Here is a 17,267-nt window from a genome sequence, read left to right as displayed (position 1 = left end):
GCGCCGCACCGGGCGGCTGAACGTGTTTAGGTCCATGACCCGCCGGCAGCGCCGCGACCTCTGGCTGGGGTTGGCCTTCGTATCCCCCTGGCTCATCGGGTTCGTCGTCTTCACCGTCTACCCAGTGCTCGCCTCGCTCTACTTCTCGTTCACCGACTACAACGTCGTGTCCGCCCCCAGGTGGATCGGCGCGCGCAACTACACAGACCTGATCGCAGACCCGCTCTTCGGCAAGACGCTCTACAACACGCTCTACCTGGCCGCGATCGGCATCCCGTTCTCGCTGGGCCTGAGCCTGGTCATCGCGATGCTCCTCAACAACAAGGTGCGCCTGCAGGGGCTCTTCCGCACGGTGTACTTCCTGCCGAGCGTCGTGCCCGCCGTGGCGGCCGCGCTCCTGTGGCGCTGGTTCCTCAACCCGGACTACGGCCCCGTCAACGAGTTCCTCTGGCAGCTCGGCATCAACGGCCCCGGCTGGCTCGCCGACCCTACCTGGTCCAAGCCGGCGCTCATCATCGCGAGCCTGTGGGGCGTAGGCGGCTCGATGGTCATCTACCTGGCCGGGCTGCAGAACGTGCCGGTGGCGCTCTACGAGGCGGCCGACCTCGACGGGGCGAGCAGGTGGCAACGCTTCCGCTTCGTGACGCTCCCGATGCTCTCCCCCGTCATCCTCTTCAACCTGATCATGGGCATCATCACGTCGTTCCAGGCCTTCACGAACATCTACATCATGACGGGCGGCGGCCCGTCCAACTCCACGCTCGTCTACGCCCTCTACCTGTACCAGAACGCCTTCCAGTTCTTCCGGATGGGCTACGCCTCGGCCATGGCGTGGGTCCTGCTCGCGATCACGGCCGTCGCGCTCGTCGGCGTCTTCCGCACGTCCGGCTGGGTCTACTACGAGGCGCGCAGCTGATGCGCCGCCGCAACAGCCTCTGGAACCTCGTCGTCTACGTCGTGCTCGTCGCGGGCGCCGTCTTCTTCCTGACGCCGTTCGTCTGGATGATCTCCACGTCGCTCAAGACCGACGCACAGGTGTTCGCCATCCCGCCCGAGTGGGTGCCCGCGCCCGTGATGTGGTCCAACTACTGGCGCCTCATGACGGAGATCCCGTTCCTGCGCTACCTGGCCAACACCGTGTTCGTGACCGTGACGAGCGTGGCGTTCTACGTGGCCTCCTCGGCCGTCGTGGCCTACGGCTTCTCCCGCATCAAGTGGCCGGGCCGCGAGCTCCTCTTCTACTGCCTCCTCGCAACGATGGTCCTGCCGCCCCAGGTGACGCTCATCCCGCAGTTCGTGATGTTCCAGAAGCTCGGCTGGGTCGGCACGTTCCTGCCCCTGATCGTACCGGCGCTCACGGGCAGCGCCTTCGCCGTCTTCCTGCTGCGCCAGTTCTACTCAGCGATCCCGAACGACATCTCCGACTCGGCGCGGATCGACGGCGCCAGCGAGTGGCAGATCTTCGCGCGCATCGTCCTGCCGCTCGCCAAGCCGGCGCTCGCCACGGCATCGCTGTTCATATTCATCTGGACCTGGACGGACTTCCTCAACCCGCTCATCTATCTGACCGACGACCGCCTCTACACGCTCGCCATCGGCCTGCAGCAGCTCGCCAGCACGCGCGCGGCGGCCTGGCCGCTCCTGATGGCCGGCTCGCTCCTCATGAGCGTGCCCATCATCCTCCTGTTCTTCTTCGCCCAGAAGACGTTCATCGCGGGCGTGTCGACCTCCGCGGTGAAGGGCTGAGCGCCGCGCACCGACCATGAAGGGATCAACGACCATCGACTCTCTGCTGCTCATCCCCCTAGACGAGCGCCCCATCAACGCCGCCTACCCGCGCCTCCTCACCGACGCGCTCGGCTGGGGCCTGGCCAGCCCCACCCCCCTCCTGGGTGGCCGCAAGACGCCAGCTGACGTGGCCGGGTTGGCCGACTGGCTCCTGGCCGCCGCGAGCGGGGCAGGCGCCTCCGGTGGCGCCTCCGGTAGCCCGTCCGGACGACCCCTAGGCGCCGTCATCGCGCTCGACACGCTCGCCTGGGGCGGGCTCATCCCGTCGCGCCAGTCGGGCAACGACCTCGGCGGCGCCCTGGGGCGCCTGGAGGTCCTGAGGCGCATGCGGGAGGCCGCACCCGGGCTGCCCATCCTCGCGTTCAGCAGCATCCAGCGCGTCAGCCGCGAGGACGACGACGCGGAGGAGCCGAGCTACTACCGCTCGTACGGCCGCGCCATCTTCCGGCGCTCCGTGCTGGAGCATCGCGCCGTCGCCGACGCGCTCAGCGCCGAGGAAGCGCGCGAGCTCGCCGGCCTGCGCGCCGAGCTGCCCGCCGAGGTCTGGCAGGACCAGCTCGACATCAGGCAGCGCACGCTCGCGGTCAACCTGGCCGCGCTCGACCTCGTAGCGGACGGCGTGATCGACACGCTCGTCCTCAACCAGGACGACACGGCGGAGTGGGGCCTGAACGTGATGAACCGGCGCCGCCTCGAGGCGGAGGTCCGGCGCCGCGGCCTGGACGACCGTGTGCTCGTCTACCCGGGCGCCGACGAGGTCGCGCAGGCGCTGATCGCCCGCCTCGCCTCGCGGGTGATCGGGCGCAGACCGCGCGTGAGCGCGTTCTACGCGTCGCGGCGCGGCGCCGACGTCCAGACGGCGTACGAGGACCGGCCCCTCGGCGACCTCGTCACCGTCCACCTTCGCGCCGCCGGCGCCGTGCAGTTGCCCCCCGGCGCGCCGGTCGACCTCTGGCTCGGCGTCAACAGCCCCTCGCGGTCGCAGGGGCAGGGCGGCGCGTCGCACGCGATTGGCTACGCCGCCGAGCACCCCGGCGCGCTGACCGAGGACGAGCAGGCCTGGCTCGCCGCCGCGGAGGCGCCCGTCGACGGCCTCGACCGGTCGTTGCCGGCCTTCCGCGACACCCTCCGGGCGCTCCTGGACGGCCCCGCGCTCGTCGCGCTCGCCGACGTGGCCCATGTCAACGGCGCGGACGACCTGCTCATGACGGGGCTGGCCACCGACGGCGCGCTGCCGCTGCTCGCCGGCTACGGGGGTTGGAACACGGCGGGCAACGCCCTCGGCTCGGCCGTGACGCTCGGCTGCCTGGCGGCCCTCGGCGCGGACCGCGCGGCGCTGGAGCTGGCCGTCGCGGCCCGCCTCGTCGACGACTGGCTCTACCAGGCGCGCGTGCGCACCCGCCTCCTCTTGCAGCCGGAGCTCAAGCCCCTCGGGCTGGGCGGGTTCGTGCCGGCGGCACGGCAAGGCGCCGTGGCCGACCAGGCGCGCGCGGGTCTCGACGCCGAGTCGCTGAGGTTCGGGCTGCCTTACCGGGTCACGCACCTGGCGTTCCCATGGCAGCGCGTCTTCGAGATCGACTACGCCATCGAGCGCACCGACGAACGCGGTACCGAACGGGGCGCGGCACCGGGCGGCCAGCGCGCTGGAGGGGCGGCGTGAGCGCCCTGCCGGTCTCGCCGACCGCCCGTCCGCGTACGCGCGCCGTGATCGCGGCGCTGCGCGGCGGCCTCGTCATCTCGTGCCAGGCGCCGGAGGGTTCGCCGCTGCGCCACCCGAGCCACATGGCGGCCATGGCGAGGGCGGCGGAGCTGGCCGGCGCCGTCGGCATCCGGGCGGACGGCCCGGCGTTCGTGGCCGCGATCAGGGCGAACGTCTCGGTCCCGATCATCGGCATCGACAAGCGCCCGGACATAGACCCCGTCGCCTACATCACGCCCGGCCTCGCCTCCGTCGAGGCGCTGGTGGCCGCCGGCGCCGACCTGGTCGCGGTGGACGCGACGCTGCGGCCACGCACGGGGACGGGGGCGCCGAGCGCCGCCGAGCTCATCCGACAGATCCGCGCCACCTTCCTCGACCTGCCGATCATGGCCGATGTCTCCTGCGTCGCGGAAGGCGTGGCCGCCGCGGAGGCGGGGGCCGACCTCGTCGCGACCACCCTCTCGGGTTACACGAACGGCGAGCCGCCGCCGAACGGACCGGACCTGGCGCTTGTCGCCGCCCTGGCCGCGGCGCAGGACCGGCCGGTCGTCGCCGAGGGGCGGTACGGCACACCGGAGCAGGTCAAGGCGGCCTTCGCGGCCGGGGCGCATGCGGTGGTGGTCGGCACGGCCATCACCGACACGCTGGCGCTCGCCAAGCGGTTCGTCGCCGGCATCGGGTAACGCAAGCTCAGTCGTGTCGCTCGAGGCTGGCGACCGGGATCACCATGGGCGTGGAGGACACCGGGTCGGTCGCGATGCGCGCCTCGAGGGCGAAAGTGCGCGCGAGCAGCTCGACCGTCAGCACGTCGGCCGGGGCGCCTTCGGCCACGACGGCGCCGTCCTTCATGACGACGAGGTGGTCCGCGTAGCGCGCGGCCTGGTTGAGGTCGTGGAGCACCATCACGAGCGTGCGCCCCTCCTCGCGGTTGAGCTTGCGGCAGAGCTCGAGCACGTCGAGCTGATGCGCGATGTCCAGGTAGGTGGTCGGCTCGTCGAGGAGCATGAGGGGCGTCGCCTGCGCCAGCACCATGGCCAGCCACACGCGCTGGCGCTGGCCGCCGGAGAGCTCGTCGACCTCGCGCTCCGCCAGCGCCGTGACGCGCGTGAGGCGCATGGCCGCCTGCACGGCCTCCTCGTCCGCGGGCGACCACTGCCTGAACAGCTCCTGGTGCGGGAAGCGCCCCCTGGCGACGAGGTCGGCCACAGTGATGCCGAAGGGCGCCGTCATCGCCTGCGGCAGCAGCCCGAGGCGCCTGGCGACCTCCTTCGTGCCGTACCTGCGGATGTCCTTCCCGTCCAGCACGACGTTGCCGCTCTTCGGTGCGAGCAGGCGCGCCAGCGCCCTCAGCAACGTGGTCTTGCCGCACGCGTTCGGACCGATGATGACGGTGACGCGCCCGGCCGGAACGGCGACGCTCACGTCGCGGGCGACCGTCGCGCCGTCGTAGGCGAGCGTCACCTCTCGGGCGGCCAGCAGCTCGCTCATAGGTTCCGACCGCGGGTGAGCAGCCAGATCAGGTACACGCCCCCGATGACGCCCGTCATGCGCCCGATCGGGAGGTTGGCGCCCAAGGGGGCGAGTTGGGTGAGGAGGTCGGCCGCCACCAGCAGGCAGGCGCCCATGGCCGCGGCGCCGATCACCGGCAGGTCGGAGCGGCCGCCGAGGCGTACGACCAGTTGCGGCGCGGCCAGCGCGACGAAGGCGATGGGGCCGGTGGCGGCCGTAGCCAAGGCGGCCAGCAGGACCGCGCCGAACACGCTGAGCAGCCTCGTGCGCTCGACCGCGACGCCCAGCTGCCTGGCGAGGTCGTCGCCCATCTCCATGAGCGAGAGGCGCTTGGCCCCGAGGGCGAGCAGCGGCACGAGCGCGAGCGTGCCGAGCATGACGGGGTACACGTGGGTCCACTTGCGCGCGTTGAGCGAGCCGGCGAGCCAGAGGTTGGCGTTGACGGCGTCGTCGAGCGCGCCCCTGACGAGCAGCAGCCCGTTGAGGGCGCCGAGGACGGCGCCGACGCCGATGCCGGTCAGCAGGAGGCGGTAGCCGCCCACCATGCCGCCCTTGAGCGCCAGGAGGTAGACGACCGCCGCCGTGAGCACCCCGCCGATCACGGCCGCGGCGGCCACCTGGTTGGGGCCGCCGCCGAAGAGGACGATCTGGGAGATGGCGCCCGTGGCGGCGCCGGTCGTGAAGCCTATGACGTCTGGCGACCCGAGGGCGTTGCGCGACACGGACTGGAACACGGCTCCGGACGCCCCGAGCGCGGCTCCGGCGAAGATGCCGGCGAGGACGCGCGGCAGCCGGATGTTCATGACGATCCGCTCCCCGACGCCGCCCTCTCCCCTGCCGGCGAGGATCGCGAAGACGTCGGCCAACGCCACGTGGAAGGTCCCTACGGTCATGGCGACGGCGGCGACGAGCGCGGTCGTGGCCAGCAGCGCGATCACGACCGCGGCCTGCCTGGGCCGCCAGGCGAGCGAGAGGTCGCGCCAGCGCCACACGACCCAACCGCGAGCGGCATGCTTGGCTGCGGTCGGCGTGGCGTTCGGGTGCGCGGCCGGCGCGCTCACAGTTGCACCAGCTTGCGGCTGCGGACCAGGTACACGAAGAACGGGCCACCGATGAGGGCGACCATGATCCCGATACCGACCTCGCCGGGCGGCGCCACGACGCGACCCAGCACGTCGGCGCCGAGCACGAGGATCGCGGAGAAGAGCATGGAGACGGGTAGCACCCATCTATGATCGGGGCCCGCGACGAAGCGCGCGAGGTGCGGAGCGGTGAGGCCGACGAAACCGACCGGCCCGGCGGCGGCGGTGGCCGCCCCGCTCGTCAGGATCACGACGAGGGCGGCCAGGCTCCAGACCCTGACGGGGTCGGCGCCGAGCGACCTCCCTATCTCCTCGCCGAGGACCACGGCGTTGAGCGCCTTGGCCAGGCCGAACGCCGTTCCAACGCCCACGAGCGCCAGGAGGCTCACTGGGAGTACGACGCCGGTCCCGCGCCCTTGGAGCGAGCCGACCGTCCAGTGCCTGAACTGGTCGAACACCGTCTCCTCGCTGTTGACGATGACGACCTGGGTGAGGGCGAGGAGGACGATGGAGAGCGCCGCGCCCGCCAGCACCAACCTCACGGGGCTCGACCCGCGCCGCATGCCGCCGAGGAAGTAGACGGCCGCCCCGGCCAGCGCGGCGCCGAGGAGCCCGAACCACATGTAGCCCGTCACGTTCGTGACCCCGAAGAACGCGATGGCCGCGGCTATCGCCGCGGCCGCGCCGGCGTTGACGCCGAGGATGCCGGGGTCGGCAAGGGCGTTGCGCGTGAGCGCCTGCATGACCGCCCCCGCCACCCCGAGGCAGCAGCCGACCACCACGGCCAGGGCCGTCCGCGGCAGGCGCAGGTACCTGACGAGCAGGTGGTCGGAGTTGGCGGGGTCGAAGGCGAAGACGGCGTCCCAGGTGGTGCTCGGCGCGAGCGGCTTGGTTCCCACCCCGAAGCTGAGCAGGGCGAGCACCACCAGGAGTGCCACGCCGGCGACCACCACGAGCGGGCGGCGCGCCACGAGGTTGTTCAGTTGCCGAACTCGGCGACGATGCCGTCGACGATCTCGGTAGCGCTGTAGTAATCGATACGGAACGAGTTCACGCCGAGACCGTAGACCTGACCGGCCTTCACCGACGGCATGTTGGCGAGGACGGGCTCGGACACGAACGACGCGACACCGTCGGGGCCGAAGCGCAAGAGGAAGGTCGTCTCCGAGGTGAGGTCCGTCAGGCGCTCGAACTCGGCCCACACGAAGTCGTTACGGAGGGTGGCCTGGGTGTGCCATGCCGGGTCGGGGTCCTCGATGAGGAAGCCGAGGCTGCTCAGCAGCTGCGCATGCGCGCCGACGGCACGAGCGATCGGGTTGGTGGTGCCGGCGCCGTTGAAGCTGATGATGTTGGCGGTGCCGGCGGGCACGTGGATCCGGACCTTGGCGGCGGCCACGTAGGCGTCGAAGTCCGCGATGACCTCGGCGGCATGCGCCTCGCTGCCGACGGCCGCGGCGAGCTGCGTGGCGAGCTCCTGCCAGGTCTGACCGCCGTAGTCGACGACGATCGTCGGGGCGATCTCCTGCAGCTCGGCGAGCTGGTCGAGGGTGGAGTCGGCGCCGCTCGTGGAGACCACGATGAGGTCGGGCTCCGCGGCGTACGCTGCCTCGAGGTCGACGGCGCCGGCCGGCCAGACGTTCACCACCCCACGCTCCTCGGCCACCTTGGCCCACTGCGCGAAGTAGGTCCCGTTACCGGCGGAGCCGCTGGCGACGACGGGCGCGTCGATGGCGAGCAGGCTGCCCGTGACGCTGACGGACGTGGAGAGGATGCGCTGCGGCTGGCTCGGGATGACGGTGGTCGTGCCGTCGGCGTTCGTGAAGGCGCGGGGCCAGCTCGCGCCCTGGGCGGAGCCGAGAGCCACGAGCGCCAGCGCCGAGACGAAGAGGAGGCTGCGAAGGGTGAAACGACCTGTTGAAGTCGTCATGTCGTGATGGTCCTTTCCTGTCCGTGACGGGCCGCGGCGCGCGCCGGGGTCCGGCCGCGCCGGACGTTCGACGGTGCGACGCTACCGTATCCTGAGTAAATCGGTCAAGATTAGGCGATGGAAGACCCACTGCCGCGCCCGGCGTCTGGCATCACCGTCCCACCCAAACATCAGAGACCGGGCCCCAAGCTCGCCAGCAGCCCCACCATCGCTGCGCTCGGGCGCGCGCTCGCCACCGGCGGCGACGGCGCCCTCGCCGACTTCTGGCGCCACGTCGAGGCGGTCGGCACCCCGCTCGTCGAGCCGGCGCCGGACTCCACGGACGAGCTTCTCGTGACGTTCGTGGCGCGCGAGGGCGACCCGGCGAAGGACGTGGTGCTCCTGGCCAACCGCGTCACGGAGCCCGACGCCTACTCCGACAGCGTGCTCCGCCGCATGCCAGGCACCGACCTGCGCCACCTGACGCTGCGCATGCGCTCCGACTGGCGCGCGAGCTACGCCCTCGGCACGCCGCCGGACGAACCGCCCGCCGGCGCGCTCGCCTTCGTGGAGCGCTCGCTGGCAGCAGGCAGCGGCACGCCCCGCGCCGACCTCGAGCGCTGGTCCGGCGCCCAGGCGTGCGCCCGACCGGACCCGCTGCATAGACGCGCGGGCGCGTGGCAGGCGCTCGTGACCGACGGGTCGTGGGTCGAGCTGCCCGGCGTGCCGGCGACCACGGTGAGCGCCACCGGCGCCGCCTCGGACGCGGCCCCCAAGACCGCCTCCAAGCGCGTCCCGAACGGCGCCTCCGTCGTCGAAGGCGGCTCTGGACGCGTCGCCTCGGGCAGGCTCGAGGAGACGCGCTTCAAGAGCGCGCTCCTCGGCAACGAACGCTCCGTGTGGACCTACACGTCGGCGGCCGGACAAGGCGACTGGTTGCTGGTCATGACGGACGGCGAGGACTGGGCGCGCCGCGCCCTGATCGACGCCGTGCTCGACGCGCCGATCGCCGCCGGCCTCTTGCCGCCCATGACCGCCGTCCTGATCGACTCCGTCGACGTGCCGACGCGCCTAAGGGAACTCGCCTGCTCGCCGGCGTTCGTTGACGCCCTGGACGAAGAGCTGCTCCCACGGCTGGCCGCTGAGGGTCTGGCCTTCGCGCCGGAGCGCACGATCATCGCCGGGGCCAGCCTGGGCGGGCTCACGGCCGCCTACGCCGCGCTGCGCGCGCCACACCGGTTCGGCAACGCCTACAGCCAGTCGGGTTCGCTCTGGTGGCCGACGACGCGGGCGCTCGGCGAAGAGCCCGCTTGGCTCAACCGCTGCTTCGCCTGGGCCGAGCGCCTGCCCGTGAAGTTCCGGCTCGAGGTCGGCCTGCACGAGCGCGGGATGTTGCAGCACACCCGCCACCTGCGCGACGTGCTGCTAGCCAAGGGTTACGACCTCGGCTACCTGGAGTTCAACGGCGGTCACGACAGGCTCTGGTGGGTCGCCTCGTTGGCCGAGGGTTTGGCCAGGCTGATGGGTTACTCCAGTTCGACCTCGTAGATGTGAGCCCAGCCGGTGCTGTCATCCCTGGCTAGGACGTACAGCGTGCCCCCCGCGGAGGCGATACCGCGCATGGACCGCGGGCCGATGCCCGCGACCTTGTAGGTCCGCTCGGCCCGGCCGTCATCGCCGACGACGACGATCCTGTCGGAGAGTAGCGCAAGCAGCTCGCCGTCATGCAGGGTGAGCGCGGCCGGGCTCAAGCCGTCCAGGATCGTGCGGTCGGCGATCGGTACGAGCGTGTCGGCATCCACCGTGACGAGCGCGTTGGAACGTGACGGGCCGGACCAGAGCGAGCCGCCGAGGACCGGGTTCGTACCGTCGAAGTACCCGTACCTGATGCCGAACTCGCCGATGGTGCCGTAATAGTCGATGTCTACGATGCCGGCGTCCGTCGCGAGGTCGAAGTACTCCAGGGAGGTCGAGCCGCCGCAGGCGCAGTGACCGTAGAACAGGTCGTCGGAGCGGGCGGCCACCGCCCAGTTATGGCCGCTCCACGAGTACGAGCGCGGGGCGCCCAGCGCGCCCGACGCGGTGTCGTACCCCACGATGGCGCCATCCAGCTGATTGAAGTAGAGGACGCGACCGACGGCGCTGAGCGTGCTCCAAGACCCGACGCCCGCGTCCGTCGCGAAGAGGGCTTCGGCCTCCGCCTCGCCACAGGCCGCGACCGGCGGGGTGCCCGTCACGCGCGTAAGGGTGATCGTATCGATCGAGTTCTTCAACACGACCTCGTTCGTGGTGGGCTCCGCCGTGTAGTACGTGCCGGCCAGCAGTACCACGTCTCCAGGCAGAACGGAGTAGATGTGCTGGTTGCACACCGTGACGTCGCTGGCATCGAGGCGACTCAAGAAGGTGGCGGCGCCACCGGAGCCGGCACCGAACCTCAACGTCGTGGTGCCGCCGCTGCCGTAGCTCGTGCCTGGGCCGGGCGTGACCAGCCACAACCCTTCCAGATCAAGGTCGCTCTTCGGGGTCGGCGTTGGCGCCGGAGTGCTGCAGCTCACCAGGGTGAAGGCGACGAGCAGCGCCAACGTCGTCGCCTTGAAAGAAGTTCGGGTGGTCCTGCGCATACTCTCCTCCAGAGCCCGTCGTAAGGGCCGCCCGCACCGCGGGCGCGACCCGGCACCGCCCCGCGGCCGGTCCATGCGGTGGAACTTCCACCGGAGTATGCGGGGAGCGGGCGCGAACGTGGCGTGAGGAGACCCACAGCTCGTCGTTGACACCCCTGGAAGGCGCACATATACTTGCCTACGCTGACCGGACGGACGGTCCCGGACGCTGTTCTCCCTAGGAGCGCGCCGGGTCTCGGACGGGCGCAGGGAGCTGCCGCAGGGTTATGTTGTGCTTCAGCGGTTGACCGGAGGGTTGGCCGAGCGGTTGAAGGCGGCGGTCTTGAAAACCGTAGACGGGGTGACCCGTCCGGGGGTTCGAATCCCTCACCCTCCGCCAAGGTACGATCAGCAGGGCAACGTGGAGAGGTGGCCGAGCGGCTGAAGGCGCTCCCCTGCTAAGGGAGTATGGGGGCCAAAACCTCCATCGAGGGTTCAAATCCCTCCCTCTCCGCCAAACTAAGTCGCCTTCAGGGGCACCGGAAGCCGGTCTCGTGCAGACCGGCTCTCATGTTGGGTCAGTTACCGAAGCCCAGGGCATCACGTCCTGACGCTCGTCGGCCCTGCCGCCCTTGACGCGCTTGAGCTGCACCACCGCGATCATGCTCACGATCACGAGAAGCGCCCACGAGGAGAGCTTGTGGAGGCTCACCAGGTGCCAACCGTCCTCCTGGTGCGGGTACTGCCAGGCGCCGAAGTAGGTGGCGATGTTCTCGGCGAACCACACGAACACCCCGATCAACAGGAAGGCCAAGGGCAGGGGGATGCGCCGCTCCTTGGTCAGCGGCGTGAAGGCCACCCACGTGCGACCGAAGACCACCAGCACCGCCGCCACGAGCCAGAACCTGAGGTCGGGCAGGAAGTGGTTGGTGAAGAAGTTCAGGTAGATGAGCGCGCCGAGGGGCGCGACGAGACGAGCCCGCGGCCAGCAGAGGAACCGCAGCCGAAGCAACCGCCAGGCCTGGATCATGTAGCTCGCCACGCTGGCGTACATGAAGCCGCTGTAGAGGGGCACGCCCCACACCTTCGTCAGCGCCGCCTCGGGGTACGACCATGAGCCCGCGTGCGTCTTGAACAGCTCTAGGCCCAGCCCGAGCAGGTGGAAGAGGGTGATGACCTTCAGCTCGTCGCGCGTCTCGAGCCCGGTGGCGAGCATGACCGCCTGCATGACCAGGCAGGTGCACAGCATGAAGTCGTAGCGGGCGATGGGCAGCGGCACCAGCTGCGACAGGGCCAACATGGCGAACACGAACACCGGGAAGACGCAGGCCCGGGCGTTCTTCAGGCCGAAGTGGAGTAGTTCCAGAGCGTAGCCGCCGAGGCGGGCGACCGGAGCCGAACCGTCGAGGACCCTCACGATCGCGGCCGCAACACGCCCGACAACGCCAACACCAGCACCCCGGCGACGGGCACGACGAGCAGCGCCGTGCGCAGGTCGCTCGCGTCGGAGATCAGGCCGATGACCGGCGGGGAGAGCAGGAAGCCGAGGCGCATCAGCCACGTGAGCAGCGCCAGCCCGGTGCCGGGCCGCAGCCCGGGCAGCGCATCGGCGGCCTGCAACGCGGCGGGCACCAGCGTCGCGACGCCGAAGCCGGCGGCCGCGAAGCCGAGGAGCGTGCTCGGCACCGTGGGGAAAGCCAGGGCGGCGCCCATGCCGACCGCGGCGAGCAGACCGCCCAACCGGGCGACGGCGCGCTGGCCGAGGCGATCGACCGTGCCGTCGCCAAGCAACCGCCCCAGGAAGTGGAAGCCGACCAGGCTGATGTAGCCCAACGCCGCCAGGGCGCCCGGCGCGCCCAACGACTCGCGAAGGTACAGGCTCGACCAGCTGCCACCGACGTCCTCGACGGTGACGCCGGCGATGGCTATGAGCGCGAGCGCCACCACGGTCGGAGCGACACGCCGCAGGGCGGCCAAGCTGCCGGTAATCGAAGCCCCGTCCGTCTTCCCCGGACGCCCGCCCGCCTCGTCAGGACCAGGTAGGCATGACCGCAGCGCCATGAGCGCGACCGCCGAGAACAGCGCGCCAGTCAGCGACACGTGAGCCACCAGCGGCAGGCGCAGCGCGACGGCGCCGGCCGAGAGCAGGCCGCCCGCCACCGCGCCGAGCGACCAGATGGCGTGGAAGCCGTTGATGATCGAGCGCCTGTAACCGCGCTGCACCCGTAGACCGTGCGCGTTCTGCGCCACGTCGGTAACGGAGTCGAGCAGGCCGACCACGAAGAGGGCCAGGGCGAAAAACAGCGGTGTCGTCGAGAGTCCGACGGCCAGGATCGCCAGCGCCAACGCCACCGACCCGTAAGCCGCCAACCGGGCCGAGCCGAAGCGCCGGACGAGCGTCGCCGCGGCCAAGCCGGACAGCAGCGCGCCGACCGGCAGGGCGGCGATGGCGAGGCCGTAGGCCGCGTCGCTCAGGCGGAGGGCCGCCTTGATCTCTGGGTAACGCGGCAGGATGCTGGCGTACATGGCGCCGTTGCAGAAGAAGAGCGCCGAGACCGCGACCCTGGCGCGGTGGAGCACGGGGGCCCTGGCGTTATCGAGAGGCGTCGTCATGCGATCCGGTGCCGGCTCACGGCCTCGTCAGCGTACGCCAAGGGGCCGATCGGCTGCTGCCCTCGTACGCGTTCACGACCGACCTAGTTGCACAAGCGCCGCCCGCCCGTGATATCCTTTCGTGCCCAGGCCGCGAGGCCGGGTGACACGCGCCCGTAGCTCAGTTGGATAGAGCGTCTGACTACGGATCAGAAGGTCAGGAGTTCGAATCTTCTCGGGCGCACCACGAAAAGCACGATGGGAACGGCGCTTCTGAGGAGGCGCCGTTCGCCTTTAGGTGCTCCGGTAGCAGGTCGGTAGCAGAATGCACCGGGAATGACCCTTCTCGATCATTGACACCCTGGTTTACCGCGGGTAATCTTTCGGGCACCAGGGAGCTGGCCAGCGCGCCGCCCCCGGATCGAGGTGCTCGTGCGTCTGTCCGCTCTGCTCAATGTGCACTCGTACTACAGCCTCGGCGCTGGCACGGCCAGCCCCACGACGTTGGTCAGGCGCGCTGCCGAACTCGGCTACCGGTACCTGGCGCTTACGGACGACCTGAACGTCACGGGCGGCGTCGAGCTGTTCGAGGCTGCTCGCGAGCACGGCGTCCGGGCGTTGATCGGTGCGACCGTGCCGGTGAGCATCGACGGCACGCCTTACCCCATGGTGCTAATGGCCGCCTCACGCGCCGGCTACGGCACGCTCTGCACCCTCCTGAGCGTCGCCCATGTCCGCGAAGAGCGCGACGTGCCCCTACCCGTGCTGCTGGCCAACACCAAGGACGTGATCCTGCTCTCCGGCCCACGCGACGGCGTCGTGGCCGAACTGTTGGCCAAGCGCCGCGTGACGCAGCTCGAGGAGTTGCTCCGGCAGTTGCAGGGTGCGTTCCCTGAGCGGTTCTACGTGCAGCTCTTTCACGACCAGTACCGGTGGGATTCGCGGCGTGCTCGCGTCATCCGGCGGCTCGCGCAGAGCCTCGGCCTGCCTGTCGTCACCGCGCCCGAGGTCCGCTACGCCACAGAGGACGACTACCGCTTGTACGACGCGCTCACGTGCGCTCGCCTGGGCATCACGGTGGAGCAGCCGCACGCTAGGCGCCCGCAGAACTCCTGTCAGGCGCTAGCTAGTCCCGAGGAGGTCGTGGAGCGCCTGCCGTTCCCGGACGCGGTCCTTAACGCCGACTGGATCGCCGAGAGCGCGACCTTTCAGTTGCTGCCGGAGCGGCTCACGCCACCGAAGGCGCGTGTGCCGGGCGGTGAGGCGCCCGAACGTCACCTCGAGGAGCGCTGCTACGCCGCCCTCACCCGCCTCTACCCCGGCGACCGTCTAGTCGACGCTCGCGCGCGGTTCGAGGAGGAACTAGTCACCATCCGCAGCCTCGGCCTGGCGGATTTCTTCCTGGTGGCGGCCGAGGTGACCGACTACTGTCGGCGTCACGGGATCCTTGCGGCCGGTCGCGGGTCGGCCGCTGCAAGCGTCGTGTGCTACTTGCTTGGCATCACGATGATCGATCCGATCGAGCACGGCCTGCTGTTCGAGCGCTTCTTGCACACGGGCAAGACGAGCATGCCGGATGTGGATATCGACATCTCGTCTGCGCGGCGTGATGAGGTGTTGGCGTGGGTGGAGGAGCGTTTCGGGGCGGAGACGGAGGCGATGGTGTGCAACAAGATCACGTACCGCCTGCCGTTGGCCATCCAGGACCTCGGCCGCGCGCTGGGCATCCCGCCTGAGGTCCGCGACCTGCTCACCAAGGCGTTGGGTCGCGACTTCCGCGGCCTCCGACCGTCCGCCGCTGCGCGGGCGGACGTGGCGTTTCGTGAGGTGCTCGCCGCCGCGCCCGTCGTGGACGTGCTCCTCGGGCTCCTGACGAGCATGGAGCGCAAGCACGTCCGGCACTTGGCGCCGCACGCCGGCGGCGTGGTGCTGGCCCGCGACCCGCTCACCCACTACTCGCCGCTCGAACGCTCGAGTGGCGGTATCAAGCTGCTGCAGCTCGACAAGGACGACGCCGAGGCGATGGGCCTGATCAAGCTCGATCTGCTCGGCTTGCGCATGCTGGCGGCGCTCGAGCGGGCCCGCGAGGAGGTCGTGCGCATGGAGGGCGTGTGGCTCGACTTGGCGCGGCTGCCGGACGACGTGCGCGTGTGGGACCTCATCTGTGAGGGCGCCACCCTCGGCCTGTTCCAAGTCGAGAGTCCGAGCCAGCAGCACACGAGCCGTGCCATGCGCAGCCGTAACCTGCGTGATCTCGCGCATCAGGTGGCGCTCATCCGGCCCGGGCCTATCCAGTCGGGCACGGTGCACCCGTACTTGAAGCGGCGTCAGGGTCGCGAGAAGGTCACGTACTGGCACCCCAGCCTCGAGCCGATCCTGGCGAAGACGTACGGGGTGCTGCTCTTCCAGGAGGACGTGCTGCGCATCGCCGTGCACTTCGCCGGCATGACCTGGATCGAAGCGGACAAGTTCCGCAAGAAGGTGTCGTCCTGGACCGACCTGGCGGACATCGAGCCGGACCGGCAGGCGTTCATCGCGAGCGCGCAACGGTACGTCGGTGCCACCGCTGCGGAGGCGGAGCGGGTGTTCGATGCCGTGAAGGGCTTCCAGGGGTTCGGGTTCGCGGAGTCGCACGCCTGGGCGTTCGCCGTGCACGCCTACGCTAGCGGTTGGCTGCGCGTCAACTACCCGGCCGAGTACATGGCCGCCATCCTCAACGAGGAGCCCGGTATGTGGTCGCAGGCCACGAAGCGCCAGGAGGCACGCAACTGGGGCGTACCGTTTCTGCCCCTGGACGTGAACGCCTCGGGTGGGCATTACAGGTGCGAGCGCTGCGTCGTCGACGGCCAGCGCACCAAGGGCGTACGACCACCCCTCACCAGCATCACCGGCATCAGCACCGACACCGCCAGCAGCATCCTGCACGAGCGCCTCGTGCACGGACCGTACGCCAGCATCGACGATCTCGCCCGCCGCCGGCAGTTGCCACGCGAGCAGCTCGAACTACTCGTGCGCGCCGGGGCGTTCGACGCCCTGGGTGAACGCCGCGAGCAGCTCTACCGCGCCGGCAGCCTCGGCGAACTGCCATGGTCGGACACGCCGCGCATCCTGGACCCACTGCCAGAAACGCCCGAGCTTCCCAAGCTTGAGCTTGGTGAGCGGCTTACGTGGGATCACGCCACCATGCGCTACTCGACGCTGGAGATTCACGCGCTCGACTTGCTGCGTGACCAGCTCCGCGAGCTCGCCTGCCTGCCGCTGGCCAGCCTGCGCCGCAAGCCGTTACGGTCAGTCGTCAGGACCGCCGGGCTGGTCGTGAGCCGGCAGCGACCACAGACCGCCAACGGCTTCGCGTTCTACGTGCTCGAGGACGGTCCGACGCGCGCGCAGCTCATCATCTCCCCCGAACTGTGGGAGACGCACCGCACGCTCCTACGTGACGCGGCGCTGATCGTCGCCGACGCCACCGTGGAGGACACCGGCCACCAACTCACGCTCAAAGCCCAGACGCTAGCGCAACTGGACTCACCAGTCACCGTGCACGGCTACGAGTTCGGCTAACCAGGAGGAGCACATGACCCGACCAGCAACCCACACCCGCTTCGAGAACGACCTTGCGCACACGATCCTGATGGACGCGCTACTCACGACCGCCGGCGTCACCGGCGACCAGCACGACACCCTCTACCAGGCGTGGATGCGGGCGGTCTGCACGCAGCAGCTGTACCTCTCGCACGCCGGCCGCTTCGATCGCCTGACGGGCGACGAGATCACGGAGGTAGTCGAGGCGTGCCGGTTCGCGCTGGCCGACTGCCAGGAGGCGGCTAGGTCGCTCGACTCGGGCGACGGCACCGGCCCGACCGACTGGTGGCTCGGCAGCGCAGCGCCGTCGTTCGCGTTCGAGCGGTTCGCCGCCTGGTTCGCGGACGCGCTCGCTCAGCTGAGGGGCGCGGTACCTGGTCTGGCCGTGGGCGATCCCTACGAGGCGCGAGTAGAGCCGATGAGCGAGATGCCGTAGAGGTTGATTCGACGTCCACGTGTCGACTGTCAAAGGATTAACGGAAACCGGGCAGAAATGTAAAGGCTGAACT

14 protein-coding genes and 3 tRNA genes are annotated in these 17,267 nt (G+C 70.3%); 10 read left to right on the top strand and 7 right to left on the bottom strand.

Features of this window, described 5'->3' with window-relative positions; all coding sequences use genetic code 11:
* The first annotated feature begins 34 nt into the window (after nucleotides 1–34).
* The 4 genes from M9914_11520 to M9914_11505 are packed head-to-tail and all read left to right on the top strand — an operon-like array spanning nucleotide 35 to nucleotide 4,170.
* On the top strand, nucleotides 35–916 hold the full coding sequence (locus M9914_11520) for a sugar ABC transporter permease (GenBank protein MCO5174805.1): 882 nt from the start codon (nucleotides 35–37) through the stop codon (nucleotides 914–916).
* Nucleotides 916–1,746: a carbohydrate ABC transporter permease gene (locus M9914_11515; GenBank protein ID MCO5174804.1), complete on the top strand. Its 831-nt coding sequence runs from the start codon at nucleotides 916–918 to the stop codon at nucleotides 1,744–1,746. Before M9914_11520 ends, M9914_11515 begins: the two co-directional genes overlap by 1 nt.
* A gap of 16 nt (nucleotides 1,747–1,762) precedes the next feature.
* Complete coding sequence (locus M9914_11510; protein MCO5174803.1) at nucleotides 1,763–3,448, top strand: DUF4127 family protein; 1,686 nt, start codon at nucleotides 1,763–1,765, stop codon at nucleotides 3,446–3,448.
* Nucleotides 3,445–4,170, top strand: coding sequence for a putative N-acetylmannosamine-6-phosphate 2-epimerase (locus tag M9914_11505; GenBank protein ID MCO5174802.1), 726 nt, complete (start codon nucleotides 3,445–3,447; stop codon nucleotides 4,168–4,170). Before M9914_11510 ends, M9914_11505 begins: the two co-directional genes overlap by 4 nt.
* A 7-nt stretch (nucleotides 4,171–4,177) precedes the next feature.
* Here the strand turns inward: M9914_11505 and M9914_11500 are convergent, their stop codons facing one another.
* The 4 genes from M9914_11500 to fepB are packed head-to-tail and all read right to left on the bottom strand — an operon-like array spanning nucleotide 4,178 to nucleotide 8,005.
* Nucleotides 4,178–4,975 (bottom strand): ABC transporter ATP-binding protein, encoded by a 798-nt coding sequence (locus tag M9914_11500; GenBank protein MCO5174801.1) that lies wholly within the window; start codon nucleotides 4,973–4,975, stop codon nucleotides 4,178–4,180.
* Nucleotides 4,972–6,057, bottom strand: coding sequence for an iron chelate uptake ABC transporter family permease subunit (locus M9914_11495; GenBank protein ID MCO5174800.1), 1,086 nt, complete (start codon nucleotides 6,055–6,057; stop codon nucleotides 4,972–4,974). Before M9914_11495 ends, M9914_11500 begins: the two co-directional genes overlap by 4 nt.
* A complete protein-coding gene (locus M9914_11490) occupies nucleotides 6,054–7,049 on the bottom strand; it encodes an iron ABC transporter permease (protein MCO5174799.1) in 996 nt (331 codons plus the stop codon). The genes M9914_11495 and M9914_11490 overlap by 4 nt, the downstream gene beginning before the upstream one ends.
* Before the next feature lie 8 nt (nucleotides 7,050–7,057).
* Entirely contained in the window at nucleotides 7,058–8,005 is a 948-nt protein-coding gene (gene fepB / locus M9914_11485; GenBank protein ID MCO5174798.1) for a Fe2+-enterobactin ABC transporter substrate-binding protein, read from the bottom strand.
* Between the two features lie 117 nt (nucleotides 8,006–8,122).
* On the opposite strand from fepB, the gene fes reads away from it, so the two are divergent.
* On the top strand, nucleotides 8,123–9,532 hold the full coding sequence (gene fes, locus M9914_11480; protein MCO5174797.1) for an enterochelin esterase: 1,410 nt from the start codon (nucleotides 8,123–8,125) through the stop codon (nucleotides 9,530–9,532).
* On the opposite strand, the gene M9914_11475 is transcribed toward fes, so the two are convergent.
* Nucleotides 9,511–10,605 (bottom strand): hypothetical protein, encoded by a 1,095-nt coding sequence (locus M9914_11475; protein ID MCO5174796.1) that lies wholly within the window; start codon nucleotides 10,603–10,605, stop codon nucleotides 9,511–9,513. The genes fes and M9914_11475 overlap by 22 nt on opposite strands.
* A gap of 289 nt (nucleotides 10,606–10,894) precedes the next feature.
* On the opposite strand from M9914_11475, the gene M9914_11470 reads away from it, so the two are divergent.
* Nucleotides 10,895–10,984 (top strand) — tRNA-Ser (locus tag M9914_11470).
* A gap of 23 nt (nucleotides 10,985–11,007) precedes the next feature.
* Nucleotides 11,008–11,101 (top strand) — tRNA-Ser (locus M9914_11465).
* Between the two features lie 51 nt (nucleotides 11,102–11,152).
* Here the strand turns inward: M9914_11465 and M9914_11460 are convergent.
* Nucleotides 11,153–12,001, bottom strand: coding sequence for a DUF817 domain-containing protein (locus tag M9914_11460; protein ID MCO5174795.1), 849 nt, complete (start codon nucleotides 11,999–12,001; stop codon nucleotides 11,153–11,155).
* Entirely contained in the window at nucleotides 11,998–13,197 is a 1,200-nt protein-coding gene (locus M9914_11455; GenBank protein ID MCO5174794.1) for an MFS transporter, read from the bottom strand. Before M9914_11455 ends, M9914_11460 begins: the two co-directional genes overlap by 4 nt.
* Before the next feature lie 149 nt (nucleotides 13,198–13,346).
* Here M9914_11455 and M9914_11450 point away from each other — a divergent pair.
* The 3 genes from M9914_11450 (at nucleotide 13,347) to M9914_11440 (ending at nucleotide 17,194) form a co-directional block, all read left to right on the top strand.
* Nucleotides 13,347–13,423 (top strand) — tRNA-Arg (locus M9914_11450).
* 185 nt (nucleotides 13,424–13,608) lie between these two features.
* Nucleotides 13,609–16,737 (top strand): DNA polymerase III subunit alpha, encoded by a 3,129-nt coding sequence (locus M9914_11445; GenBank protein ID MCO5174793.1) that lies wholly within the window; start codon nucleotides 13,609–13,611, stop codon nucleotides 16,735–16,737.
* A gap of 13 nt (nucleotides 16,738–16,750) precedes the next feature.
* Nucleotides 16,751–17,194, top strand: a complete 444-nt coding sequence (locus M9914_11440) for a hypothetical protein (GenBank protein MCO5174792.1) — start codon at nucleotides 16,751–16,753, stop codon at nucleotides 17,192–17,194.
* The last annotated feature ends 73 nt before the right edge of the window (nucleotides 17,195–17,267 follow it).

It is taken from the genome of Trueperaceae bacterium (genome assembly GCA_023954415.1).
In the GTDB taxonomy this organism is placed as follows: domain Bacteria; phylum Deinococcota; class Deinococci; order Deinococcales; family Trueperaceae; genus JAAYYF01.
Note: the sequence above shows the minus strand (reverse complement) of the source record. Positions and strands in the feature narration are given on the sequence as shown.

What these genes read in the sequence shown, in the direction of transcription:
- M9914_11520 (MCO5174805.1), top strand. Translation starts at nt 35, where the DNA reads ATGACCCGCCGGCAGCGCCGCGACCTCTGGCTGGGGTTGGCCTTCGTA.
- M9914_11515 (MCO5174804.1), top strand. Translation starts at nt 916, where the DNA reads ATGCGCCGCCGCAACAGCCTCTGGAACCTCGTCGTCTACGTCGTGCTC.
- M9914_11510 (MCO5174803.1), top strand. Translation starts at nt 1,763, where the DNA reads ATGAAGGGATCAACGACCATCGACTCTCTGCTGCTCATCCCCCTAGAC.
- M9914_11500 (MCO5174801.1), bottom strand. Translation starts at nt 4,975, where the DNA reads ATGAGCGAGCTGCTGGCCGCCCGAGAGGTGACGCTCGCCTACGACGGC.
- fepB (MCO5174798.1), bottom strand. Translation starts at nt 8,005, where the DNA reads ATGACGACTTCAACAGGTCGTTTCACCCTTCGCAGCCTCCTCTTCGTC.
- fes (MCO5174797.1), top strand. Translation starts at nt 8,123, where the DNA reads ATGGAAGACCCACTGCCGCGCCCGGCGTCTGGCATCACCGTCCCACCC.
- M9914_11475 (MCO5174796.1), bottom strand. Translation starts at nt 10,605, where the DNA reads ATGCGCAGGACCACCCGAACTTCTTTCAAGGCGACGACGTTGGCGCTG.
- M9914_11455 (MCO5174794.1), bottom strand. Translation starts at nt 13,197, where the DNA reads ATGACGACGCCTCTCGATAACGCCAGGGCCCCCGTGCTCCACCGCGCC.
- M9914_11440 (MCO5174792.1), top strand. Translation starts at nt 16,751, where the DNA reads ATGACCCGACCAGCAACCCACACCCGCTTCGAGAACGACCTTGCGCAC.